The 21,317-nt window shown below is 70.2% G+C and carries 23 protein-coding genes; 7 read left to right on the forward strand and 16 right to left on the reverse strand.

Annotated elements, in window-relative coordinates:
- Positions 1–5: 5 nt before the first annotated feature.
- A complete protein-coding gene (locus ACQPYK_RS33970; RefSeq protein WP_433240155.1) occupies positions 6–1,739 on the reverse strand; it encodes a DUF4012 domain-containing protein in 1,734 nt (577 codons plus the stop codon).
- 19 nt (positions 1,740–1,758) lie between these two features.
- Positions 1,759–2,088 (reverse strand): hypothetical protein, encoded by a 330-nt coding sequence (locus tag ACQPYK_RS33975; protein WP_433240158.1) that lies wholly within the window; start codon positions 2,086–2,088, stop codon positions 1,759–1,761.
- A gap of 339 nt (positions 2,089–2,427) precedes the next feature.
- Between ACQPYK_RS33975 and ACQPYK_RS33980 the strand changes: the two genes are divergently transcribed.
- On the forward strand, positions 2,428–3,183 hold the full coding sequence (locus tag ACQPYK_RS33980; RefSeq protein ID WP_433240161.1) for an SDR family NAD(P)-dependent oxidoreductase: 756 nt from the start codon (positions 2,428–2,430) through the stop codon (positions 3,181–3,183).
- Positions 3,184–3,307: 124 nt separating this feature from the next.
- Here the strand turns inward: ACQPYK_RS33980 and ACQPYK_RS33985 are convergent, their stop codons facing one another.
- A complete protein-coding gene (locus ACQPYK_RS33985; protein ID WP_433240164.1) occupies positions 3,308–4,021 on the reverse strand; it encodes a hypothetical protein in 714 nt (237 codons plus the stop codon).
- Between the two features lie 320 nt (positions 4,022–4,341).
- The gene (locus tag ACQPYK_RS33990) at positions 4,342–5,562 is read right to left on the reverse strand and encodes an ABC transporter ATP-binding protein (RefSeq protein ID WP_433240167.1); all 1,221 of its coding nucleotides are present in this window, start codon (positions 5,560–5,562) and stop codon (positions 4,342–4,344) included.
- A 176-nt stretch (positions 5,563–5,738) separates the two neighbouring features.
- Here ACQPYK_RS33990 and ACQPYK_RS33995 point away from each other — a divergent pair, with 176 nt between their 5' ends.
- Positions 5,739–6,737, forward strand: coding sequence for a LacI family DNA-binding transcriptional regulator (locus ACQPYK_RS33995; protein ID WP_433240170.1), 999 nt, complete (start codon positions 5,739–5,741; stop codon positions 6,735–6,737).
- Here the strand turns inward: ACQPYK_RS33995 and ACQPYK_RS34000 are convergent.
- Positions 6,709–7,194 carry a glutathione peroxidase gene (locus ACQPYK_RS34000; protein ID WP_433240173.1) on the reverse strand — a complete coding sequence of 162 codons (486 nt, stop codon included), beginning with the start codon at positions 7,192–7,194 and terminating at the stop codon, positions 6,709–6,711. The two genes, ACQPYK_RS33995 and ACQPYK_RS34000, sit on opposite strands and share 29 nt — an antisense overlap.
- 222 nt (positions 7,195–7,416) lie before the next feature.
- Between ACQPYK_RS34000 and ACQPYK_RS34005 the strand changes: the two genes are divergently transcribed.
- Positions 7,417–7,809 (forward strand): transglycosylase SLT domain-containing protein, encoded by a 393-nt coding sequence (locus ACQPYK_RS34005; RefSeq protein WP_433240176.1) that lies wholly within the window; start codon positions 7,417–7,419, stop codon positions 7,807–7,809.
- Between the two features lie 325 nt (positions 7,810–8,134).
- Positions 8,135–8,635 (forward strand): lytic transglycosylase domain-containing protein, encoded by a 501-nt coding sequence (locus ACQPYK_RS34010; RefSeq protein WP_433240179.1) that lies wholly within the window; start codon positions 8,135–8,137, stop codon positions 8,633–8,635.
- A gap of 66 nt (positions 8,636–8,701) precedes the next feature.
- Here the strand turns inward: ACQPYK_RS34010 and ACQPYK_RS34015 are convergent, their stop codons facing one another.
- The gene (locus tag ACQPYK_RS34015) at positions 8,702–9,334 is read right to left on the reverse strand and encodes a TetR/AcrR family transcriptional regulator C-terminal domain-containing protein (RefSeq protein ID WP_433240182.1); all 633 of its coding nucleotides are present in this window, start codon (positions 9,332–9,334) and stop codon (positions 8,702–8,704) included.
- An 87-nt stretch (positions 9,335–9,421) separates the two neighbouring features.
- On the opposite strand from ACQPYK_RS34015, the gene ACQPYK_RS34020 reads away from it, so the two are divergent.
- The gene (locus ACQPYK_RS34020) at positions 9,422–10,537 is read left to right on the forward strand and encodes a ferritin-like domain-containing protein (RefSeq protein WP_433240185.1); all 1,116 of its coding nucleotides are present in this window, start codon (positions 9,422–9,424) and stop codon (positions 10,535–10,537) included.
- A 36-nt stretch (positions 10,538–10,573) separates the two neighbouring features.
- On the opposite strand, the gene ACQPYK_RS34025 is transcribed toward ACQPYK_RS34020, so the two are convergent.
- From ACQPYK_RS34025 to ACQPYK_RS34040, 4 genes are all read right to left on the reverse strand, one after another.
- Complete coding sequence (locus tag ACQPYK_RS34025) at positions 10,574–11,299, reverse strand: hypothetical protein (RefSeq protein ID WP_433240188.1); 726 nt, start codon at positions 11,297–11,299, stop codon at positions 10,574–10,576.
- Between the two features lie 122 nt (positions 11,300–11,421).
- On the reverse strand, positions 11,422–11,745 hold the full coding sequence (locus ACQPYK_RS34030; RefSeq protein ID WP_433240191.1) for a DUF202 domain-containing protein: 324 nt from the start codon (positions 11,743–11,745) through the stop codon (positions 11,422–11,424).
- The gene (locus ACQPYK_RS34035; RefSeq protein ID WP_433240194.1) at positions 11,742–12,083 is read right to left on the reverse strand and encodes a YidH family protein; all 342 of its coding nucleotides are present in this window, start codon (positions 12,081–12,083) and stop codon (positions 11,742–11,744) included. Before ACQPYK_RS34035 ends, ACQPYK_RS34030 begins: the two co-directional genes overlap by 4 nt.
- A gap of 56 nt (positions 12,084–12,139) precedes the next feature.
- On the reverse strand, positions 12,140–12,541 hold the full coding sequence (locus ACQPYK_RS34040; RefSeq protein ID WP_433240197.1) for a hypothetical protein: 402 nt from the start codon (positions 12,539–12,541) through the stop codon (positions 12,140–12,142).
- Positions 12,542–12,775: 234 nt separating this feature from the next.
- Between ACQPYK_RS34040 and ACQPYK_RS34045 the strand changes: the two genes are divergently transcribed.
- A complete protein-coding gene (locus tag ACQPYK_RS34045; RefSeq protein WP_433240200.1) occupies positions 12,776–13,033 on the forward strand; it encodes a ubiquitin carboxyl-terminal hydrolase 14 in 258 nt (85 codons plus the stop codon).
- Here ACQPYK_RS34045 and ACQPYK_RS34050 read toward each other — a convergent pair.
- Positions 13,030–14,613 carry a Na+/H+ antiporter gene (locus tag ACQPYK_RS34050; protein WP_433240203.1) on the reverse strand — a complete coding sequence of 528 codons (1,584 nt, stop codon included), beginning with the start codon at positions 14,611–14,613 and terminating at the stop codon, positions 13,030–13,032. The genes ACQPYK_RS34045 and ACQPYK_RS34050 overlap by 4 nt on opposite strands.
- Before the next feature lie 83 nt (positions 14,614–14,696).
- The gene (locus ACQPYK_RS34055) at positions 14,697–15,995 is read right to left on the reverse strand and encodes a hypothetical protein (RefSeq protein ID WP_433240206.1); all 1,299 of its coding nucleotides are present in this window, start codon (positions 15,993–15,995) and stop codon (positions 14,697–14,699) included.
- Between the two features lie 264 nt (positions 15,996–16,259).
- Here ACQPYK_RS34055 and ACQPYK_RS34060 point away from each other — a divergent pair, with 264 nt between their 5' ends.
- Positions 16,260–18,284 carry an ATP-dependent DNA helicase gene (locus ACQPYK_RS34060; protein ID WP_433240209.1) on the forward strand — a complete coding sequence of 675 codons (2,025 nt, stop codon included), beginning with the start codon at positions 16,260–16,262 and terminating at the stop codon, positions 18,282–18,284.
- 100 nt (positions 18,285–18,384) lie between these two features.
- Here ACQPYK_RS34060 and ACQPYK_RS34065 read toward each other — a convergent pair whose 3' ends face one another.
- From ACQPYK_RS34065 to ACQPYK_RS34080, 4 genes are all read right to left on the reverse strand, one after another.
- Positions 18,385–19,173, reverse strand: coding sequence for an SGNH/GDSL hydrolase family protein (locus tag ACQPYK_RS34065; RefSeq protein ID WP_433240212.1), 789 nt, complete (start codon positions 19,171–19,173; stop codon positions 18,385–18,387).
- Positions 19,170–19,604 carry a type II 3-dehydroquinate dehydratase gene (gene aroQ / locus ACQPYK_RS34070; RefSeq protein WP_433240215.1) on the reverse strand — a complete coding sequence of 145 codons (435 nt, stop codon included), beginning with the start codon at positions 19,602–19,604 and terminating at the stop codon, positions 19,170–19,172. The genes ACQPYK_RS34065 and aroQ overlap by 4 nt, the downstream gene beginning before the upstream one ends.
- A gap of 129 nt (positions 19,605–19,733) precedes the next feature.
- Entirely contained in the window at positions 19,734–20,810 is a 1,077-nt protein-coding gene (aroB, locus tag ACQPYK_RS34075; protein ID WP_433240218.1) for a 3-dehydroquinate synthase, read from the reverse strand.
- On the reverse strand, positions 20,807–21,310 hold the full coding sequence (locus ACQPYK_RS34080; RefSeq protein ID WP_433240221.1) for a shikimate kinase: 504 nt from the start codon (positions 21,308–21,310) through the stop codon (positions 20,807–20,809). The genes aroB and ACQPYK_RS34080 overlap by 4 nt, the downstream gene beginning before the upstream one ends.
- Between the last annotated feature and the right edge of the window lie 7 nt (positions 21,311–21,317).

The raw sequence follows: 21,317 nt of genomic DNA on the forward strand, positions 1-21,317 counted from the left end.
GCCCCTCAGGAGTCGCAGCCTCGCGAATCCTGAGTGATCCGGGTGTGCTGGGGACGGACCAGCGGCTGTATCGGAACCAGCGGCGACTCACCGGAGGAGGGCTCCATCAGCTGGAACTCCAGCGTCCTCGACTGCCGGGGGGCGAACTCCAGCAGGGCGGAGTAGACGGGGTGGGACCGTTCGGCCTCCTTGATGACCGGGAACAGGTCGCCGTCGACCCGCGCCTCCCGTATCTTCGTGCCGACCCCGGCGTACAGCGACACCCACAGCAGGTTGGAGCCGACCGCGTGGGGACGCTTGGGAGAGTCGAGCCTCTGGGTGACATAGGTGGGCAGCCTCTCCCCGGGCACGTCGTTGGTGAGCCGCACGCGCACCGTCGTGGGGCGCAACGCCCCCCGGCACGGGCCCAGTTCGTAGTCGACGGAGCGCTTCAGGTAGTAGTCGAGCTTCCCGCCGGCCGAATTGTTGACCACCAGCCCGGCGAACGGTCCCGGCCGCTGCGGCAGCACGCCGCCGACGGGGGTCGTCGACAGGCGCGCCTGCTCGTTCTCCCTGCGGCTCCAAACCTGGATTCTGCGCTCGTCCACCATGCGGAGCAGGACGGGCAGCAGTTCGGAAGGCTTGGCGAAGGCCGTGGGCAGCGCCTCGCTGACGGTTCCGGCGACCTTGATGAGGAACCGCTTGCGCGCCACGGGGTCGGTGTACCGGGCATAGGCGGTGCGCTCGGTGAGGTCGACGACGTTCTCCGCGGTCACCACCTCACCGCCGGGCAGGGTGACCGGGCCGATCACCTGCAGCAGGTAGGACAGGCCGACCGGGTCGGTCGCCAGGGCACCGTCCAGCCGCCGGCGCGTCTGCTGTTCCCACAACCCGGTCCAGGTGGCCGCGGCGTACGGGAAGTGCGGGGAGAGGTTGGAGATGGAGAGCAGCTTGGCCGCGCTCGGCCCGTAACGCGCGCGGTAGCCGGGACCGTGGTCGACGATGGGAACGGAGCTCGCGCCGAGCCCGCTGTCGGAGGACAGCCGTCTGATGTCGACCTGGCCGTGGTCGGCCTGCAGGATGCCGAACGCGCCGACCAGGCCGCCGGTCCCCCGGGCCTCGGCGTTGGTCTGGAACGCCAGGAAGTAGTGGCGCGGGCCGTCGCGGCCCAGCATCGGGGGCAGCAGGGCGGCGGCGTTCGCCGCGTCGCCGAGCCAGCCCCGCAGCCGGTCGACCTCCTGCAGCGCCGTACCGCGCGCCTGGTCCAGCGGACCGACACCGGTGTCCGCCGGAGTGTCCGCCAGCCGTGAGCTCACCCGTGCGAGCCGGGTCGCGGCGTCGTCCAGGACCGGCGCCGCCGCGTCGAGGTCGGCCAGCGTCCGCGGCAGCCTGTTCAGGGAGTGTGTCGTCGCGGTGATGAACGGCGCGCCGACTCGCTGCACGGCGGCCAGCACGTCCGTCAACTCCGCGGCGCTCTCGGCCAGCCCCCGCACGGTCGTCGCGCCGTCTCCCACCACCGGGGCATAGGCGATCACCGACCAGTCCGGACCGCCGGTGAGCCGTCGCGCCTCGGCCGCGTGCCGCTGGGCGTCGGCGAGCGCGCCGGCCATCAGGGCGGGATCGCGCGTGCTCGTCGCCGCGCGCAACCGGAGCAGCGCGTCCCTGGTCGCCTCCAGATGGTCCCGTACGCTCAGGCCCAGATGGGCCGACCAGCCCCCGGCCAGTGTCACCACGGCGACGGGGGCCAGCAGGCCGATCATGGCGACTCGGCGATGTTTTCTAGGCGCCACTGGAAGATCGGCGACGCCGTACGGAGATCAGCGTGGCGGCTCCCGCGGCCAGCAGACCACCGCCCAGCGCGGCGACGGTCGCCACCGGCGCTCCGGTGAACGGCAGTTCCTCGGTCACCTCTTCGGCGATCGGTCCGCACCCGTCGTCGCAGCACTCGTCGCCGCAGTCGAAATCGTCCGGGTCGGACGGATCGAACGGGTCGGCGCCGTTGTTGTTGTTATTGTTGTTGATCGGATGCGGCGGGTAGGGCGGCGCGACGACGAACCCGGATGCCGACAGCCCCGTTTCGGCGGTCGCCGCCGTAGCGGTCGCGAGCATGAATCCACCCCCGATCGCCGCCGCCAGAAGAATAGACGTCGTTCTTTTTCCAGCCATTCCAAACTCTCCCCCGTGGCGATGATTCAGGCCATGGGAAATGACGCCCGGAATACGAGCGACATGTCCACGGAACCCGTTATATCCTTCTCAGCCTGGGACGCCCCGTTCAGCGCACCGCTCTTACCGAAGGATCACGGACTGTTCTCCATATGTTGACGATTGACAATCGCCGCCAGCAGAACATTCCAGCACTGCTTCCCCGAAAGTAGGACAAATGGTGAAACGGGAAAACCGGCGGGAGGTTACCCGGCCGGGCGAGGCGCTCCCTAGACTTCAGGCGTGCCTTCCGCACTGATCACTGGAGCGACCGCCGGCATCGGCGCCGCGTTCGCCCGCCGCCTGGCCGCCGACGGATTCTCCCTCGTCCTGGTCGCCCGCGACGAGAGCCGCCTGTCCGCCTTCACCGAGGAGCTGCGCCTGCGCTACGGGGTGAAGGCCGAGGTGCTCCCCGCCGACCTGGCCGCCGAGGAAGGTCTGACGGCGGTCGAGGGACGGCTGCGCGAGGGGATCGACCTGCTGGTCAACAACGCCGGCTTCGGCCACCCCGGCGCCTTCCTCGAGGTTCCGGTCGCCGACGAGCTGCGGATGCTGAAAGTGCACTGCGAGGCGGTGTTGCGGCTGACGCTGGCGGCGCTGCCGGGGATGAAGAAGCGCGACCGGGGCGCGGTCGTCAACGTGGCGTCGGTGGCGGCGTTCTTCACCCGGGGCACCTACAGCGCCTCCAAGGCGTGGGTGGTCAATTTCAGCGAGTCCACCGCCGCCGAGCTGACCGGCACCCGCGTGCGGGTGATGGCCCTGTGCCCGGGGTTCGTCCGGACCGAGTTCCACGACCGCGCCTCGATGGACGTCTCCGGCATCCCCGGTTTCCTGTGGTTGTCGGCCGATGACGTGGTGAACGAGGCGATGCGGGATCTGGCCCTCGGCCGGCGGGTGAGCATCCCGGACATTCGTTACAAGGTCATCGTGGCGGCCGGCAGGCTGGTGCCCAGGGGCCTGGCCGGCGAGGTCTCCCGCCGCCTCGGCCGCCGCCGGTAGGAGGAGCCGCCCCACCGAAGAGACATCGAACAGGCCCCGAAGGGCCGCCGGAGACGGCGGCGCCGTGCCCGGGAGATCCCGGGCACGGCGCGTCTGTGTCAGCTCAACGGCTCGTCGTCTGAGCTCAGAGCGGCGGCGTGAGGTTCTCGAAGGCGGTGCAGTTACCGGGCCACGCCGGGTTGTTGCCGGTTCCCGGTGTGGGGTTCAGCGTGCACTGCGTCTGCCTGACCTCGCCACCGGCCCCCAGCACCGTGACGTGGAGGGTGTTGCCCATGACCGCCAGGGAGATGTCGGTCGCCCCGCTGGGGAAGCCGGCCAGCGTCGAGATGTTGTTCCAGGGAGGCGTCGTCCGCGGGTCGCGGATGAGCGCCGTCCCGTTCACCACCCGGCCGATGAACTTGTTGTTACCCTGGAACGCCGTGTCGATGCCGTTGTTGCGTCCCGCCGGCCCCTGGGGTCCCTGAGGGCCCTGTACGCCCTGCGGTCCGCGCGGCCCCTGCCGTCCCTGCACTCCCTGCACGCCCTGGCGGCCGCGCCTGCCGCGCCTGCCGTCATGGCCGTCATGGCAGTGGCAGCCGCCGCCGCAGTTGTGGGCGCAGGCGCCCCACCAGTTGTGCCCGCAGTGCCCCCCGCCTCCACAGAGCAGGAAGCTCCGGAATCCCACTCCGGTGAGATGCCCGTAGGACTGGACGGCCGCCGGTTTAACCGTGACGGCGCCGGCCGACGCCTGGTAGGAAAGGGCCAGGCCCGCTCCGACCAGTGTCGTGGCGGCGGCGATGTTCAGGATGCGCTTTCCCGCGCGAAGGCCGGAGGCGAATTTTCCGATGTGTGAGTTCATCTGATTCCCGTGTCGTTCGCGAGTCCGGGGGACCGGATTCTACTTTCACCCCGCTATGGCAGAGGCATTCATCAGATACCCCGCCGCCCGGAACGGCTACACGCCGATGAATTCAGTAAACGGTAACGACCATCACCGTAAATCGGAAACCGCTGAATTTAGAGGCAAATTGTCCATTTAGACTGGATCTTCAACGTTAGGCATCATTAATAACGACAAAACCGGTCATTGCTTACCGAGCCACTCCGAAGGAGCGCACACGAAAAGGCCCGCGCCACGGGAGGGGTCGTGGCGCGGGCCCGTTCGTGTTACGGGGTTGGTCAGACGCGGACGTTGGCGTGGTGGCCGATCGCCAGACCCGAGACCGGGTCGAAGAAGTGCAGGTTGTGGGTGTCGACGACCAGCTCGATGTTCTGGCCCGGGCGGACGTGGCTGCGGGAGTTGACCCGGGCGGTCCACAGGGACTTGTCGCCCACCAGCGGGAGCGTCGCCTCCTCGTCGTCGCCGGCGTCGGCCGCGGCGACGGTGTCCTGGTGCTGGACCGGCGGGGCGTCGATCAGGAACAGGACGTTGATCTCGGAGCCGAGCTCCTCGGTGACCTCCGCGCGGACCTGCAGGCGGGTCCAGCCACCGGCGGAGCCGTTGGCGGCGACGGCGTCGTCGAAGTCGGAGGGACGGATACCCAGGATGATCTTCTTGCCGAACCACTGGTCGAGGCCGGGCTTCTCGGTGAAGGTCTCGGCCGGCACCGGCAGATTGAAGCCGGCGAAGGCTACGGACGCGCCGCCGTCACCGCGCACCAGCTCGGCGTTGACGAAGTTCATCGACGGGGAGCCCATGAAACCGGCGACGAAGAGGTTGACCGGGCTGTCGAAGAGGTTCTGCGGGGTGTCGACCTGCTGGAGCAGGCCGTCGCGCAGGACGCAGACGCGGTCGCCGAGGGTCATCGCCTCGACCTGGTCGTGGGTGACGTAGACCGTGGTCACGCCCAGGCGCTCGTGCAGGGTGTTGAGGGAGGCGCGCATGGAGACGCGGAGCTTGGCGTCCAGGTTGGACAGCGGCTCGTCCATGAGGAAGGCCTGCGGCTCACGCACGATGGCGCGACCCATGGCGACACGCTGGCGCTGACCACCGGACAGGGCGGCCGGCTTGCGCTTGAGGTACTGCTCCAGGCCGAGCATCTTGGCGGCCTCGTTGACCCGCTTGGAGATCTCGGCCTTGGGCATCTTGCGGAGCTTCAGGCCGAAGGCGAGGTTCTCCTCGACCGTCATGTGCGGGTAGAGCGCGTAGTTCTGGAAGACCATGGCGATGTCGCGGTCCTTCGGAGGCAGGTGGTTGACCACCCGGTCGCCGATGGCGATCTCGCCGCCGCTGATGTCCTCAAGGCCGGCGATCATGCGCAGGGCGGTGGACTTGCCACAGCCGGACGGGCCGACCAGCACCATGAACTCCCCGTCCCTGATCTCAAGGTTGAGGCTGTTCACGGCCTTTACGCCACCTGCGTAGATCTTGTCGACGTTGCTGAGAACGATGGATGCCATGGATGTCCTTAGCGCCTCGGGCCAACCCCGCGTTCACCCGATGTGGATACGTTTTCATGCATCTCACCGGAAACGGACATCCGTGTCAAGGGTTGGTTTGATTCTTCCTTGTCAGCAGGGCCGCCGTTATCGCTTCGCGCTGGAACGGTCACGGAAAACATGATGGAATCGTTTCCATGAACATGCGTCGTACGACCATCAAGGATGTCGCCGAGGCGGCGGGGGTGGGGGTCGCCACGGTGTCGCGGGTTCTGTCCGGCGGCTCGGCGAGCCCCGGGACCCGGGAGCGGGTGCTGACCGTCGCCGCCCAGCTCGACTACCGGCCCAGCGCCCTCGGGCGCAACCTGCGCCAGCAGCGTTCCGGCGGGATCGGGCTGCTGCTGCCCGACATCACCGACACCTTCTACGGCCGCCTGGCCGACGGCGTGCTCGCCTGCGCGCGTTCGGCGGGCGAGCCGGTGATCCTGGGGGCGACCGGCGACGACGCGGAGCGCGAGGCCGAGTTGATCGGCATGCTGCTGGAGCAGGGCGTGGACCGGGCGATCGCGGTCCCCACCGGTGACGGGGAGACCTGGGCGCCGACCCTGCGGGCCGGGCTCACCACGGTTTTCGCGCACCGGCTCGCGGCCGGGCGCGACGACGTGCCCGCGGTCCTGGCCGACGACCGCGCGGGGGTGCGGACCGCGGTGGACTACCTGACGGGACTGGGCCACCGCCGCATCGCCTATCTCGGCGGCCCGGGGCAGCAGCAGCGCCTGTCGGTCTTCCGCCAGGCGCTGGGCGCGCTCGTGGACGAGGAGCTGATCGTCTCCGCGCGCGGCAGCCGTGACTCCGCCTACGCGGCCGCCGCCGGGCTCTTCCAGCGCCGCCCCGACCTGACCGCCGTGCTGGCCGGGGGCAACCTGCTGGGCGAGGCGGCCGTGCTCGCCGCACGGGAGCTGGACCTGCGGGTGCCCAGGGACCTGTCGCTGATCATGTTCGATGACGTGCCGTGGGCCGAGCTGTGCTCCCCGCCGCTGACCGTGATCGCCCAGCCCGCCCAGGACATCGGCTACCGCGCGGCCGAGCTGGTGCTGCGCGCCGGAGGCCGGCGTCCGCGCAGCGTGCTGCTGCCCACCGAACTGATCGTCAGGGGCAGCTGCGCCCCTAGAGGGACTTCTCGATCGCCGCGATGACGGCCGGGTCGCCGGGCTCGGTGGCCGGGCGGAAGCGGGCCGACACCTCCCCCTCCCGCGAGACGAGGAACTTCTCGAAATTCCACCGGACGTCCCCGGCCTCGCCGTCGGCGTCGGGGACCGGGGTGAGCGAGGCGTAGAGCGGGTGCCGGTCTTCGCCGTTGACGTCGGCCTTGGCCAGCAGCGGGAAGTCCACGCCATAGGTGGTGGAGCAGAACTCCTGGATCTCCTGCGCGCTGCCCGGCTCCTGGCCCATGAACTGGTTGCAGGGGACGCCGACGACGGTGAACCCCCTGTCGGCGTAGGTCTGCTGAAGCCGGACCAGGCCCGCGTACTGCGGGGTGAGACCGCACCGGGAGGCCACGTTGACGATCAGCAGGGCCTTGTCGCCGGCCAGCTCGGCCAAAGTGGTGGGCGCGTCGGCGAGGGTGCGGACAGGGATATCACGAATGTTCATGGCCTGCACCCTAATCGGCTTGTCACGTTTGAGAGTTATGCGGTCCAAGAAGTGAAATGTGATGGACGCCATAGGTGAGACGCCGAACCCCTCACCAGGCACGTGATCCTTTTCTAACCGATCTTTGACAGAGACCTCGACAAGCGCTGTCGACTGGCCCGTCGGGGAATCGCTGCGGCATCGTGGCGGCCGTCCCTCGATCCCAGCGAAAGGCAATCCCCTATGCCGACGCTACGCCGTACCAGCGTGTTGCTGGTCACCTCGGCGCTCGCCGTCAGCACCACCGCCACGGCCGCCCACGCCTCCTCCGCGCGGCAGGGCAACAAGGCCATCGCGGCGCCCATGGTGTCCGCGCGAGGTTGGACCAAGAGCCAGTTCGGCTGCCTCAGCCTGCTCTGGACCCGGGAGAGCAACTGGAACCACCGAGCGCACAACCGCTACTCCGGCGCCTACGGCATCCCCCAGGCGCTGCCCGGCGGCAAGATGGCCAGCGCCGGACGCGACTGGCGCACCAACCCCAGAACCCAGATCAAATGGGGCCTGTCCTACATCAAAACGCGCTACGGCTCGCCGTGCGGAGCATGGGCGCACTTCCGCTCACGCGGCTGGTATTAGATCCAAACCCCATGCCGGGGTGATTTTCGCCTCCTCCCCCCGCATAGGCGTCCCGCTCGTGGTAAGCCGGAACCCGCCGAACCACCCGTAGGCCACGAAGATCGGGCAAACACCTTTCCACGGCGTGTCACAGCCACCGCCCGGCGCTCGCCTCGCGTACTAGAAAGCGCCCTAGAGAAAACGTCGCGGTGTCCCATGCCGGAAACGGGCCGGCGGGACCGCGCGGGCATTCCACGTCCGAGCCACGGGCGCCGGATCGTCCGGTGCGTAAGGGGTCTGCGCCCCTCACGCACCTCCCGCACGCGGCCAGCGGACAAGGATCAACATGAACAGCTACCGCGTCCTGCGGAACACAGTTGCCACCATGATCGCCGCCTCGACCGTGGTCGGACCCGCGGCGATCGGGCGAGCCGAGCGGATCGCGGAGCCGGCCGGGAAAGGGCTGGCGAAGATGATCGTGCACCGGGGCACCTGGTTCACCCAGGCCCGGCCCAAGAAGGTCGTATCGACCGCCGCGACCACCAAGAGCAGGAACAAGGCGATCGCGTTTCGCCTCGTCTCCCGCCGCATGTGGTCCCACAGCCAGTTTCGCTGCCTGGACAGTCTCTGGACCAGGGAGAGCAACTGGAACCACCAGGCGCAAAACGCCTCCTCGGGGGCCTATGGCATCCCCCAGGCACTGCCGGGCTCGAAGATGAGCGGCAGCGGCGGGGACTGGCGCTCGAATCCGATCACCCAGATCAGCTGGGGTCTTCGCTACATCAAGAGCCGCTACGGGTCACCGTGCGGCGCATGGGGTCATTTCCAGTCGAGTAACTGGTACTGATCTCCGGAGGAGTGTCCAGGGGAAGGGAACACTCCTCAGACGTCCGGGACTCGCGAGTCCCGGACGTCACCTCTTCAGCTGCACGGCTATCGCCTGGATGAACATCTCCAGGCCGAACTCGAACTCCGCCTCGGGGTCGCAGTCGACCAGCTCCGGAGCCAGCCCGCTCACCTGCGGGAACAGTAGAGGATCGACGTTCTCCACCGCCACGTCGGGCCGGTGCACCGGGGCGAAGGTCGGGGTCACCCCCACCTCCCGCAGCAGCGAGCCCACGATGTAGGCGATGAACACGCGCAGGATGCGGACCGCGTCGCGCCCGTCGAACCCGGCGCTGCGCAGCGTGGCGAGCGCCCGCTCCACCGGCAACAGTCCCGCGGTCGACTGCAGCTGGCGGCTGACCACCACCATCGTGCAGCGGGGATAGTGGTGCGCGATCTGCCGGAACGCGAGCGCCTGCATCCGCACGCGGTCGGTCCAGTGGGCGTCCGGGTCGTCGGCGAACTCGATCTGCGCCAGCACGGTCTCGGCCACCCCGTCGAGCAGGGCGGACTTGTTGGGCACATGGTTGTACAACGACATCACGCCCACGCCCAGACCGGCCGCGATCCTGCGCATGGAGACAGCGTCGGCGCCCTCACGCTCGATCAGGTCGATGGCCGCGGCGACGATTCGCGGACGGGACAGTGGCTCAGCAGGCATACCGCCATTGTGTCCCCACCTTGACGCACGTACACCGTACGTGCGACGCTCGCTGGTGTACGTACGGTGTACGTCTCTGGAGGCCGCATGTCGACCCATGATCTCTACACGATCCCGGCCGAGCTTTCCACGTGGGATGTCGAGGCGGCCGGAGCCGCTCGCTTCACGTGGGAGTACGACGACGGCAGGGACCGCATGCTCGCCCTCTACCAGAAGGGCAAGGACAAGCAGTGGGACTCCGTCAAACGCATCGACTGGAGCCTTGAGGTCGATCCGTACAACGTGCTCGGCATCCCCGACGACACCATCGCGATCCACGGCACTCCGCTGTGGGACCGGATGGGGGAAAAGCAGCGGCAGGACGTCCGGCTGCACGGCGCGGCCTGGCAGTTCTCCCAGTTCCTGCACGGCGAGCAGGGCGCGATGATCTGCTCGGCCCGGATCGTGGAGTCGGTTCCCGACCTCGACTCCAAGTTCTACGCCGCCACACAGACCATGGACGAGGCCCGGCACGCCGAGACCTACGCACGCTTCCTGCAGGAGAAGGTCGGCCTCGCCTACCCCATCAACGAACACCTCAAGGCGCTGTTGGACAGCACGCTGAGCGACTCCCGCTGGGACATGCCCTATCTCGGCATGCAGGTGCTCATCGAAGGCCTGGCCCTGGCCGCCTTCGGGGTGATGCGCGACATCACCACCAGGCCGCTGCCCAAGCAGATCCTCGCCTACGTGATGCAGGACGAGGCCCGGCACGTGGCCTTCGGCCGGATGGCGCTGCGCGACTACTACCGGCAGCTCAGCGAGGCCGAACTGCGCGAGCGCGAGGACTTCGTCATCGAGGGCTGCTACCTGATGCGCGACCGGCTGCGCGGGCGGGAGACGTGGGAGACCATCGGCCTGAACAAATCCGAGGTCGCGGAGGCCATGGAGGCCGTCGACCACTCCGAATACCTCAAGCTGTTCCGCTCCCTGCTGTTCAGCCGCATCGTCCCGTGCGTCAAGGACATCGGCCTGTGGAGCCCCCGCCTCCAGCAGGCCTACGCCGACATGGGCGTCCTGGACATGGCGGGTCAGAGCCTGGACACGCTGATGAGGCAGGACGAGGAGATCGCCGACAAGCTCGACGCCGAGCGCTTCGCCGCCGAAGAGACCGAACGCCACGCCGAGGTCGCCGAGACCGTGGCCCTGGGCGCCGAGTCCTAGGGCGGCCCGGACCACGAGGACGGGCTCCGGCCGTCCTCAGGCCTGGTCCAGGATGCTCAGGCCCACCAGGAGCGCCTGCCGCTCCCGCGTGCTCAGGGTCTCGTACGGCAGGGCCGCCCGCCGGTTGGTCTCGGCCTCGATCCTGTTGCGGACGGGTCCCGAGGTCAGGGTGACGATCTGGGCGGCGGTGAGACCGGCGTCCCGCCAGGCGGCGGCGTGCACGTCGGCGCGGTGGTAGCGCAGCGCGGCCAGCCGGTTGAACAGCAGCACCCCCGCCGGCGTCCCCTCCGGCTCGTGGGGCGGCGAGGCCTGGGCGAAGGCCGTGCCACCGCTGCCGGCGCCGGCCGTCAGGAGCCGCCCGGCGAAGTCGGCGAGCTCCGGCAGCCGGTCGGTGTGGGCCGCCCACATCCGGCCGGTCACCGCCGCGTGCACCTCGTACAGGTCCTTGACGAACGCCAGCGCCCTGTCCGTGGCGTGCAGCAGGCCGCCGTCGTCGAGGACGAGGGCGCCCTGGGCGAGTTGCAGGCCGATCTCGGCGTCGTCGAAGGGGTTGTAGCGGTAGAGGGCGGCCAGCCCCTCGGGGGTGAGCGGCCGGACGGGGAGCACGTAACGCAGATCGATCAGCAGATCCACATGCAGCCCGGACCGCTCGATGAGCTCCCGGCCGAGCGGCCGGCTCGCGACGTGGACACCGAGGTGAACGGCGTCGATCAGAGGAGCGATCGACGCCGCGTAACCGGGCAGATCATCGAAGCGGGACATGCTGCGATATCCTGCCGCATTTTTATCTAATTCGGAGAAGTTATCCCATCGAGCAGCGGTCAACCGGGGAAACATGTGTACGAAACTGAGCCGTTCGCCCACCGGCTCCTCCGATGCGGAGACTAGCGGGTGAGCACGAACCCGGCCGCTCCGGCGGCGGCGGCCAGCGTGCCCATCCAGGCGATGACGACGTCGGCCTGCTCGTCGAGGGGGCTGCCCTCGTGCAGGGCGTGCTGAACGCGCTGGTAACGGACGCCCGAACGGGCCAGCAGGAGCGCGCCGCACAGGGCCGCCAGGGCGAAGGGGACGACGGCGATCAGGGGAATGCCGGTGCGCAGCCCGAGACCCGCGGCGCCCAGCCCGCTGACGGCCAGCACGGCGGCGGTGCGAGCCCAGGCCAGCCGGGTCCGCTCGCTCTGCAGGCCCTCATCCCACGGCGGCTTCATCGGCCCAGCAGGATGAGGACCATGGCGAGCACGGCCACGGCCGCCACGCCGTATCCCAGCAGCGGGGCGATGGCCGGGGGCGGGAGCGGGGCGGCGCTGCGCAGGGCGCGCTGGACGCGGCGCCAGCGGGGATAGGCCATCGCGGCCGACAGGGCCGACAGGGACACCAGGCCGAGCGCGAGCACGGTTCGCATCCAGGGCACGAAGACGTCTTCGGAGACCGCGGCCATGGCGACGCCGCCCGCGCTCAGCGCGAGCGACGTGCTCAGCCAGGTCAGAAAGGTGCGTTCGTTCGCGAGCGTGAACCGAGGGTCCGGTTCGTTGCCGGGGCTGTCCATGGAAACGACGCTATTTCAACCACATTTCCCCTAGAGAAGCTGGGTTGAGCAGGGCCTCAACTGCAGGCGCCGGTGAGCCGCTCGACCCACTTGACCGAGTCGGTCGCGACCTTCTGCCCCGCGTCGACGGCCTCGTTGGCGTTGCTGACGTTCAGCTTCTCCAGGTCCTTGGCCACGGAGTCGGCGGCCTCCTTGAGCGTGGTGTTGGCCGCCTTGTCGGCCAGGTCGCCCAGCTTGGCGGCGCCGTCGTTCAGCGCCTTCTCCATGGCCGCGGGATCGTCCATCAGACCGGTGATCTTCTGCACGGTGTCGGTGACGATGCCGGCGGCCTGCAGGCACTGCTGCGCCTTGTCGACGCCCTCGCTCACCTGCTGGATCTCCGAGCATCCGGTGGTGATGAGGACAGCGGCCAGCGCGGAGGCGGCGAGAGCGGGGATTCGTCGCGGAAGGGGTCGCATGCCCCGACCCTACCCAACGAGCCGGTACGGCAGGCGCCCTCGCACGCGTCCGATCGGCCCGAGGCGCGCCGAGTAAGGTGGTTCTGCCCGCCGCGTTCGCGGGATCGCGTCATGTCGGGGCCGGCCGGACACCGGCGGCCGGACACCGCGCAGCGGCGTCGCCGTCGTGGACGATCTCGTTGACCGCGGCCCTGCTCGTACGATCGCCACGCGACATCCATACAAGGGGAGAACATGTCTACCTGCGAGCATCTCGCTCAGGCCCAGGACCCGCTCCCTCGCACCCCCGAGGGATGCGAGGAATGCCTCAGCGCCGGCACGCGCTGGGTCCACCTGCGCAAGTGCCTGTCCTGCGGGCACGTCGGCTGCTGCGACTCCTCGCCCGGCAAGCACGCCACCGCCCACGCCAAGGAGATCGACCACCCGGTCGTGGCCTCGTTCGAACCGGGCGAGGACTGGCGGTGGTGCTACGTCGACAACATCATCGGCTAGACCCGTTCGAGGGTCGCCTCTTCGAAGTCGAGCTCCTGCATGACCCTTCGGAGCACCTCGTCGTCGACGCGTCCCTCGTCGCGGAGCCGTACGAACACCACGCGCTCGGCCGCCAGCATCTCCCTGCGCAGCCGCCGGTAGACGGTGCTCGGCGTCTCCTCCCCCTCCGGACCCGTACCGCCGCCGAGGCGTTCCCACGCGGTGAGCGCCCGGCGTTCGGAGCGTGACATGAGCTGCTGCACCACCTCTTCGTGGACGTCGGCGACGCCCTCGGCCACCAGTTCCTCCAGGCGGGCCAGCCCGGCGGCGGCGGCCGCCTGCTGGGCGGCGGCCTCGGCGAGGTTGTCGGTGTAGATCTCCTGCTCGTTGGAGATCTTCAACCGGCGGATGAGCGCCGGGAAGGACATCCCCTGGATCAGCAGGGTGCCGATCACCACCACGAAGGTGAGGAAGAGCAACGTGTCGCGGCCGGGGAACCCCGCCGGGAGGGCGAAGGCGGCGGCGAGAGAGACGACGCCGCGCATGCCCGCCCAGCTCACGATGACCACGTTCTGCCAGGACGGCGCGTGGGGCTCGCGGTCGCGGACCTTCCTGGACAGGACTCTGGGCAGGTAGATGCTGGGCACGACCCAGACGACCCTGGCGAGCACCGCGGCGGCGAAAACGGCCAGGGCCATTCCCGCCAGTTTCCACGGGTCCGCCCCTTCCAGCGCCTTCATGATCGGCCAGAGCTGCAGGCCGATCAGCACGAACACCACCGACTCCAGGAAGAAGTCCACCACCCGCCAGACGGCGTCGGACAGGATCCGGGTGCCGAAGCCCGCGCTGGGCATCCGGTGGCCGATGTAGAGGCCGACGATCACCACGGCGATCACACCGGAGACGTGCACGCTCTCGGCCGCCAGATAGACGGCGAACGGGATGAGCAGCATGACGGTGTTCTCGACGAGCGCGTCCCGCAGGAGCGCCAGCCCCCGGGCGAGGACCCACGCGAGCACGACGCCGACCACGACGCCGCCCAGCGCCGAGTAGAGGAACCTGCCCGCCGCGTCCGGCCAGGTGATCCCGGCTCCCATCGCGGCGGCGATGGCCACCCGGTAGGCGGTGAGGGCGGTGGCGTCGTTGAACAGGCTCTCCCCCACCAGGATCGTGACCACCTTGCGGGGCAACCCGAGCCGGCGGGCCACCGCGACCGCGGCGACCGCGTCCGGCGGCGCCACGATCGCGCCGAGCGCGAACGCGGCGGCCAGCGGCAGGCTCGGGATGAGCAGATGGGTGACCCAGCCGATGACCAGGGTGGTGAACAGCACCAGGCCGACCGACAGCAGCGCGACCGGCCTGCGCACCGCCTTGAGCCGCAGGTAGGAGCTGTCGATCGCGGCGGAGTAGAGCAACGGCGGCAGGAACACCAGCAGGACCAGCTCGGGATCCAGCTCGTACTGCGGCACCAGCGGCGACAGCACCAGGCCGGCCAGCACCAGCAGCAGGGGTACCGGCCATCTCTTGCGCCTGGCCACCGCGGCCACCGCGATCGCGATGACCGGCACCACCAGCATCTGCAGCACTGACGCTTGGTTCATCCCACTCCCACCCGATTACGAGTGATCAGCGTATGGGACCCCTCACAGTGCTGTGCTCATCGCCTCGGGCGCCGCTCCTCCGATCACCAGTCGCGGCGCTCGCCCCGATCCTCGTGCCGCCGCTCGTCGTAGCGCTGCTCGTCGTAGCGCGGCTCGGGACGGAGCCGCTCGCCGGTGGAGTGCGGCGGGTCCTGGAGATAGGGGCGCGGCATCGGCTGCTCGGCCTGCTGACCGCGCAGGCCCAGCGGGTCGGAGGGGTCCACGTTCTGATCGTAGGCGGGCGGGGAGCCGTACAGATCACGCAGGTCGGCCGGGTGACCGGCCTGGTGGGAAGGCTGCGGGGCGGCCTGCTGGGTCCCGAACGCGTAAGGGTCGGGCTGGGCGGGGGCGGGATAGCCGTAGGCGTCCGACCGTGGGGCCCCGTAGGAGGACTGCTGCTGCTGGGCCGCGAACCCGAAGGGGTCGGTGGAGTGCTGCCCCTGGGTCGCGTAGGGGTCGGGGTGCGGCTGGTGGGCGGAGGACGGGAACTGCTCGACGTGCGGCGCGAAGGGGTCCACCGGCTGCTGCCGGGTGACCGGGACGGCGAACGGGTCCACCGACTGCGAGGACGGCACGGCGTACGGATCCGGCTGCTGCGCCTGCGCGGCGGCGAACGGGTCCGCCGGCTGCGAGGACGGCACGGCGTACGGATCGGGCTGCTGCGCCTGCGCGGCGAAGGGGTCCACCGGCTGCGGGGACGCGTAGGGGGCGCCGGGCATCTGGTACAGCGGCTCCCCGGAACCGGACCCGAGCGGTTCGGCCGGCGAGGGCTGCCCGTAGGGCAGGGAGTCGCCCACGATCATGTTCTCCCGCGGCACCACGTCGGCGGGGCCGTACCCGGTGGCGGCGCGGTCCTGGGGTCGGTCCAGGGGTGGCACCGCGCCCCGCGCGACGAGCACGTCGTTGGGGCCGAGGGCGGGAACCTGGCGCGGCTCCTCGGGCACAGGCGAGATCTGGGTCGCCGCCGGGTCGGCGTACTGCTGCTGGATCTGGGGCGCGGCCGGGTCGGCGTACTGCTGCTGGGCGTAGTCCTCGGGGCGCGGCCGGGCGTACTGCCCGGTGCCGGGGAACTCCCCGTGCTCCTGGTGGTCGGCCACGTGGAGGTGCTGCTCGCCGACCTCGTCGGGATACTGGCCGCCGGCCTCGACGAAACCCTCGTCGAGGGTGTCCACCAGGCGGCCCACGTCCTGCATGGGCATGCGGAAACTGGCGCTGCACATCTCGCCGCGCCACAAGCTCAGCACCAGCGTGCCTTCGTGCCAGGTGACCCGGAGCACCCGCTCCTGGCCACGCTCGTCAAAGAACACCTCGCCAAACGACGGCAACGGGACAACTTCCGACATGGAGGACATAGTGCTTTAACCAGCCTTTATTCGTCCACTCGACCTCGGGAAACTCTACCGAACCGGTCTTTCCGTCCCCATCTTCCGTCACTATGACACCAGACGGGGAGATCTTCTTTGATCTCACGGGGTCGGTGAGCCGGATGATCCAGCCAGTTTGCCATGGGAGTCAAGCTCCGGGTTCCCGAATTCCGGGATGCGTTCGGCCGGTGACTCGGCGGAGCCAGCCGCGCCTGTCGGGCGGAGCGGGTACGGTTGGCTGTCGTGCCGACCGAGTCCATCGCCCCAGCCGAAGACGTTTCCCCGAAGGCGGATCTGCCGCCGGTGGAGGAGTTGCTGAGCACCGCCGTCGAGGCCGTCGGCGGTGTGGAGCGCTCCGGCCAGATCACGATGGTGCAGGCGGTGCAGCACGCCATCCAGTCGGGTGACCACCTGGCCGTCCAGGCCGGCACGGGCACCGGCAAATCCCTGGCCTACCTGATCCCCTCGATCCGCCACGCGATGACCTCCAAGGGCGCCGTGGTCGTCTCCACCGCCACCATCGCGCTCCAGCGCCAGCTCGTCGATCGCGACCTGCCCCGGCTCGCCGAGGCGCTCGCCCCGCAGCTCCCGCACGCGCCCACGTTCGCGATCCTCAAGGGCCGCCGCAACTACCTGTGCCGTTACAAGGCCAGCGCGGGGTGGCCCGACGACGAGCAGGACCAGCTCTTCGACCCGCGCGAGGTGAGCCTGACCGGGCGCATGGTCCAGCGCATCCAGGAGTGGGCCCAGGAGACCGAGACCGGCGACCGCGACGAGCTCGTGCCCGGCGTCAACGAGCAGGCCTGGCGGCAGTTCTCGGTGAGCGCCCGGGAGTGCCTGGGCGCCACGCGGTGTCCGAGCGGGATGGAGTGCTTCGCCGAGCTGGCCCGGGCCCGGGCCGGTGAGTCCGACGTCGTCGTCACCAACCACGCGCTGCTGGCGATCGACGCGATGGAGGACTTCCCCCTGCTGCCCGAGCACGACGTGGTCGTGGTGGACGAGGCTCACGAGCTTGTCGACCGGGTCACCTCGGTGGTGAGCGGCGAGCTGTCGGAGCCCATGGTCTCCCTGGCGGCGCGCCGGGTCGGCAAGCTGATCGAACCCCACCTCGGCGACCGGCTCACCGAGGCCGGGGAGGACCTGAAGGCGCTGCTGGCCGTCGCGCCCCCCGGGCGCCTCGACGATCTCCCCGAGGTGCTCGGGCTGACGCTGGCCCTGATCCGCGACGCGGCGTGGGCCTGCATCACCGCGCTCGGCCCTCGGATGAGCGCCGACAAGGACGACCCCGAGGGCGCGGGCCTGCGCAAGGCGGCCTTCACCGCCCTGGACGAGGTCCACGACACCGCGCAGCGGATGCTCGACGCGTTCGGCCACGCGGAGGAGGTCGACCGGGCCGAGGTGGTCTGGCTGGAGGCGGGCACCGAGCGCCGCCCGCCCCTGCTGCGGGTCGCGCCGCTGACCGTGGCGGGCATGCTCCGCGACAAGCTCTTCGGCGACCGCACGGTGATCCTGACCTCCGCCACCCTCGCCCTGGGCGGCGCCTTCGACGGGCTGGCCCGCCAGTGGGGCCTGGGCGCCAAAGAGGGGGGCAAGGAGCGGTCCGGCTGGACCGGGCTGGACGTCGGCTCGCCGTTCGACCACCCGCGCAGCGGCATCCTCTACGTCGCCAAGCATCTGCCCCAGCCCGGCCGGGACGGCCTGCCCGAGGCCTACCTGGAGGAGATGACCGAGCTGATCGAGGCCGCCGGGGGCCGGACCCTGGGCCTGTTCTCCTCGATGCGCGCCGCCAAGGCGGCCACCGAGGCCCTGCGGGAACGCCTGAGCGTGCCGTTGCTGTGCCAGGGCGACGACTCCACGATGCTGCTGGTCAAGCAGTTCGCCGAGGACGAGCCGACGTGCCTGTTCGGCACCCTGTCCCTCTGGCAGGGCGTGGACGTGCCGGGGCCGTCCCTGCGGCTGGTCATCATCGACCGCATCCCGTTCCCCCGCCCGGACGACCCGCTGAGCTCCGCCCGCCAGCGGCACGTCGCCGCCAAGGGCGGCAACGGCTTCATGACGGTCGCCGCGACCCACGCCGCCCTGCTGCTCGCCCAGGGCGCGGGGCGGCTGCTGCGCAGCCAGCATGACAAGGGGGTGGTCGCGGTCCTGGATCCCCGCCTGGCCACGGCGCGCTACGCGGGTTTCCTGCGCGACTCCCTGCCGCCCTTCTGGCCCACCAACGACCCGGCGAAGGTCCGCGACGCCCTCAAACGCCTCACCACGTCGTAGCCCCCTCGCCCGCGGCCGCCGAGCCGCGGGCGGAGGGTCAGCAGATCCGGGCGCTTGGGGTCGAGGACGTCACCGGATGAGCGGCCCCGCGGGCGGCGGATCAGGGGAAGGTCAGCAGATCCGGGCGCTTGGGGTCGAGGACGTCACCGGATGAGCGGCCCCGCAGGCGGCGGACGACCCATGGGCCGAAGTGCTCGCGCACCCACCGCACGTCCTCCCTGCGCTTGAGCCCGGGATCCACCCGGTCGCGGGGCGGCCAGGCCTTGCGCCAGTCGTCGTCGCAGTCGACCTCGAGCACTTCGCAGACCTTGGCGGCCACCATCCGGTGGCCCTCCTCGTTCATGTGCAGGCGGTCGTCGCTCCAGGCGCGCCAGTCACGCAGGCCCTGCATCGACCACTGGTCCACCAGGCGGCAGCCGTACAGCTCGGAGATGGACCTGACGTGCATGTAGAAGATCGCGAACGTGCCGCGGGCACGCCGCATGATCGGGGTGTCACGCGGGTCCACCCCGGTGAACAGCAGCACCTGCGCACCGGTGGTCCGCAGATCGCGTACGGCTCCGGCCAGCTTCTTGGCCATCCGATCGGGGTCGCTGCCCGGGCGGAGCAGGTCGTTGCCCCCGGCGCAGAGGCTGACCAGGTCGGGCCTCATCTCGATCGCGCGCGGGACCTGCTGCTCGACGATCTGGTCGATGAGCCTGCCTCGCACGGCGAGGTTGGCGTAGCGGAACTCCGGGTCGAGATCGGCCAGCCGCTCGGCGACCCGGTCGGCCCAGCCCCGGTAACGCGTGACGTGCAGCGGGTCGGTGCCGGGCTCGTCCGTCGCGGGGTCGTTCAGTCCTTCGGTGAAGCTGTCGCCGAGGGCGACGAAAGAACGGTAACTGCTCACCGGACACTCTCGGCGATGGCGTGCAGCGCGAGCACGTAGGACCTCAGGCCGAAGCCCGCGATGGTGCCGGTGGCCACCGCCGCGACCACGGAGGTATGCCGGAACTCCTCGCGCGCGGCCGGGTTGGAGATGTGCACCTCGACCAGGGGCGCGGTGCGCTGGGCGATGGCGTCGCGCAGCGCGTAGGAGTAATGGGTGAAGGCGGCCGGGTTCAGGACCACCGGCACCCGGCCGTCGGCGGCCTCGTGCAACCAGGCCACCATCTCGGCCTCGTCGTCGGTCTGCCGGACGTCCACCGACAGGCCCAGCTCCCGGCCGGTCTCCCGGCAGAGCGCGGCCAGATCGGAGAAGGTCTCCGCGCCGTAGACGTCGGGCTCGCGAGTGCCGAGCCGCGACAGGTTGGGGCCGTTGAGCACGTAAACGGGTCTCATGGGGTCACTCACCGCTCTCCACCGGCCGCGTGGCCGTGCCGGCCGGCGTGTCCGTCACAGCACCGGTGTTCGCCTCCCGTCGCCGGGTCCGCCGTACCGGGACCGCCGCGCCGGGACCGCTCGGCGGCCTCATCGGGCGACCTCCTCGTAGGCGGCTTCGAGCAGGGCCTCCGGCGGGTCCTCCAGCGGGGACACCTGCGCCAGGCCGTCCAGGACGACGAAGCGCAGCTTGGCACCGCGGCTCTTCTTGTCCAGGCGCATGTGGTCACGGAGCTGGGGCCAGGCGTCGCGGCGGTAGGAGGTGGGCAGCCCGACCGAGGTCAGGATGGACCGGGTCCGGTCCACGACGTCGGCGCCGATCCGGCCGTCAAGGCGCGACAGCTCCGCGGCGTAGACCATGCCGATGGCCACGGCCTCGCCGTGGCGCATCCGGTAGTCCTCGACCCGTTCGATGGCGTGGGCCAGGGTGTGCCCGTAGTTGAGGATCTCCCGCAGGCCGCCCTCGCGCAGGTCGGCGCCGACGACGGCGGCCTTGATCCGGACCTTCCGCTCGATCAGCTCGCGGGTGTGCCGTCCCTCGGGACGGCGGGCGCCCTCGGGGTCGTCCTCGATGAGCGTCAGGATCTCCGGGTCGGCGATGAAACCGCCCTTGATGATCTCCGCCAGCCCGCCGACGTAGTCGTCGCGAGGCACCGAGACCAGCGTGGCCAGGTCGCACAGGACACCGGCTGGAGGATGGAAGGAACCGACCAGGTTCTTGCCCTCCGGGGTGTTGATCCCGGTCTTGCCGCCGACCGCGGCGTCGACCATGCCGAGCAGGGTGGTCGGCACCTGAACGACCTTGACGCCGCGCAGCCAGGTGGCGGCGGCGAACCCGGCCAGGTCGGTGGTGGCCCCTCCACCGACGCCGACCACGGCGTCGGAACGGGTGATGCCGTAACGGCCGAAGGCCGACCAGAGCCCGGCGGCCACGTCGATCGTCTTGGCCTGCTCGGCGTCGGGCACCGGCAGCGGGACGACCTCGTATCCGGCGGCCTCGATGGCGCCGAAGACCGGCCGCGCGATCTCCGGCAGGCTCGCCGGGTGGACGACGGCCACGGTGCGAGCCCCGGAGCCGAGCAGGCCGGGAAGCTCACCGAGCACACCGGCACCGATCACCACGTCGTAGGGGGTTTCCCCGTCGACCTTGATCCTGGAGACCGTCATGGCTGCAACCCCTTCACGATCTCGTCGACGACCTCGTCGGGCTTGCGCTCGTCGGTCGCCACGACGACGGCGGCCAGCCCCTCGTAGATCGGACGGCGGGCGTCCATGAGCTTCTTGAGCTGGCTGCGCGGGTTGAGCACGAGCAGGGGCCGCGCCGAGGCCAGGCCCACCCGCTGCACGGCCTGCGACAGGCCGACCTCCAGATAGACCACCGCGTGACCGGCCAGCAGCGCCCGGGTGGCCTCGTCCAGGATCGCGCCACCGCCGAGGGAGAGCACGCCGTCGTGCTCGGCCAGTGCCAGCCGTACGGCCTGCGCCTCCAGCGCCCGGAAGCGCTCCTCTCCGTCCTCGACGAAGATGTCGCCCACGGGCTTGCCGACCGTGGCCTCCACATCGGCGTCGGTGTCGCGGAAGGAGGCTCCCAGGCGGTCGGCCAGCAGCCGGCCGACGGTCGTCTTGCCCGAGCCGGGAGGACCGATCAGAACTGCGCGGGGACTCACTGTGCCT

Origin of the sequence: Streptosporangium sp. CA-135522, assembly GCF_050949235.1 — a bacterium.
GTDB lineage: Bacteria > Actinomycetota > Actinomycetes > Streptosporangiales > Streptosporangiaceae > Streptosporangium.

Coding starts and splice junctions, on each gene's coding strand:
- ACQPYK_RS33970 (WP_433240155.1), bottom strand. CDS start 1,739: ATGATCGGCCTGCTGGCCCCCGTCGCCGTGGTGACACTGGCCGGGGGC.
- ACQPYK_RS33975 (WP_433240158.1), bottom strand. CDS start 2,088: ATGCTCGCGACCGCTACGGCGGCGACCGCCGAAACGGGGCTGTCGGCA.
- ACQPYK_RS33985 (WP_433240164.1), bottom strand. CDS start 4,021: ATGAACTCACACATCGGAAAATTCGCCTCCGGCCTTCGCGCGGGAAAG.
- ACQPYK_RS33990 (WP_433240167.1), bottom strand. CDS start 5,562: ATGGCATCCATCGTTCTCAGCAACGTCGACAAGATCTACGCAGGTGGC.
- ACQPYK_RS33995 (WP_433240170.1), top strand. CDS start 5,739: ATGAACATGCGTCGTACGACCATCAAGGATGTCGCCGAGGCGGCGGGG.
- ACQPYK_RS34000 (WP_433240173.1), bottom strand. CDS start 7,194: ATGAACATTCGTGATATCCCTGTCCGCACCCTCGCCGACGCGCCCACC.
- ACQPYK_RS34005 (WP_433240176.1), top strand. CDS start 7,417: ATGCCGACGCTACGCCGTACCAGCGTGTTGCTGGTCACCTCGGCGCTC.
- ACQPYK_RS34010 (WP_433240179.1), top strand. CDS start 8,135: ATGAACAGCTACCGCGTCCTGCGGAACACAGTTGCCACCATGATCGCC.
- ACQPYK_RS34015 (WP_433240182.1), bottom strand. CDS start 9,334: ATGCCTGCTGAGCCACTGTCCCGTCCGCGAATCGTCGCCGCGGCCATC.
- ACQPYK_RS34020 (WP_433240185.1), top strand. CDS start 9,422: ATGTCGACCCATGATCTCTACACGATCCCGGCCGAGCTTTCCACGTGG.
- ACQPYK_RS34025 (WP_433240188.1), bottom strand. CDS start 11,299: ATGTCCCGCTTCGATGATCTGCCCGGTTACGCGGCGTCGATCGCTCCT.
- ACQPYK_RS34030 (WP_433240191.1), bottom strand. CDS start 11,745: ATGAAGCCGCCGTGGGATGAGGGCCTGCAGAGCGAGCGGACCCGGCTG.
- ACQPYK_RS34035 (WP_433240194.1), bottom strand. CDS start 12,083: ATGGACAGCCCCGGCAACGAACCGGACCCTCGGTTCACGCTCGCGAAC.
- ACQPYK_RS34040 (WP_433240197.1), bottom strand. CDS start 12,541: ATGCGACCCCTTCCGCGACGAATCCCCGCTCTCGCCGCCTCCGCGCTG.
- ACQPYK_RS34045 (WP_433240200.1), top strand. CDS start 12,776: ATGTCTACCTGCGAGCATCTCGCTCAGGCCCAGGACCCGCTCCCTCGC.
- ACQPYK_RS34050 (WP_433240203.1), bottom strand. CDS start 14,613: ATGAACCAAGCGTCAGTGCTGCAGATGCTGGTGGTGCCGGTCATCGCG.
- ACQPYK_RS34055 (WP_433240206.1), bottom strand. CDS start 15,995: ATGTCGGAAGTTGTCCCGTTGCCGTCGTTTGGCGAGGTGTTCTTTGAC.
- aroQ (WP_433240215.1), bottom strand. CDS start 19,604: ATGAGACCCGTTTACGTGCTCAACGGCCCCAACCTGTCGCGGCTCGGC.
- aroB (WP_433240218.1), bottom strand. CDS start 20,810: ATGACGGTCTCCAGGATCAAGGTCGACGGGGAAACCCCCTACGACGTG.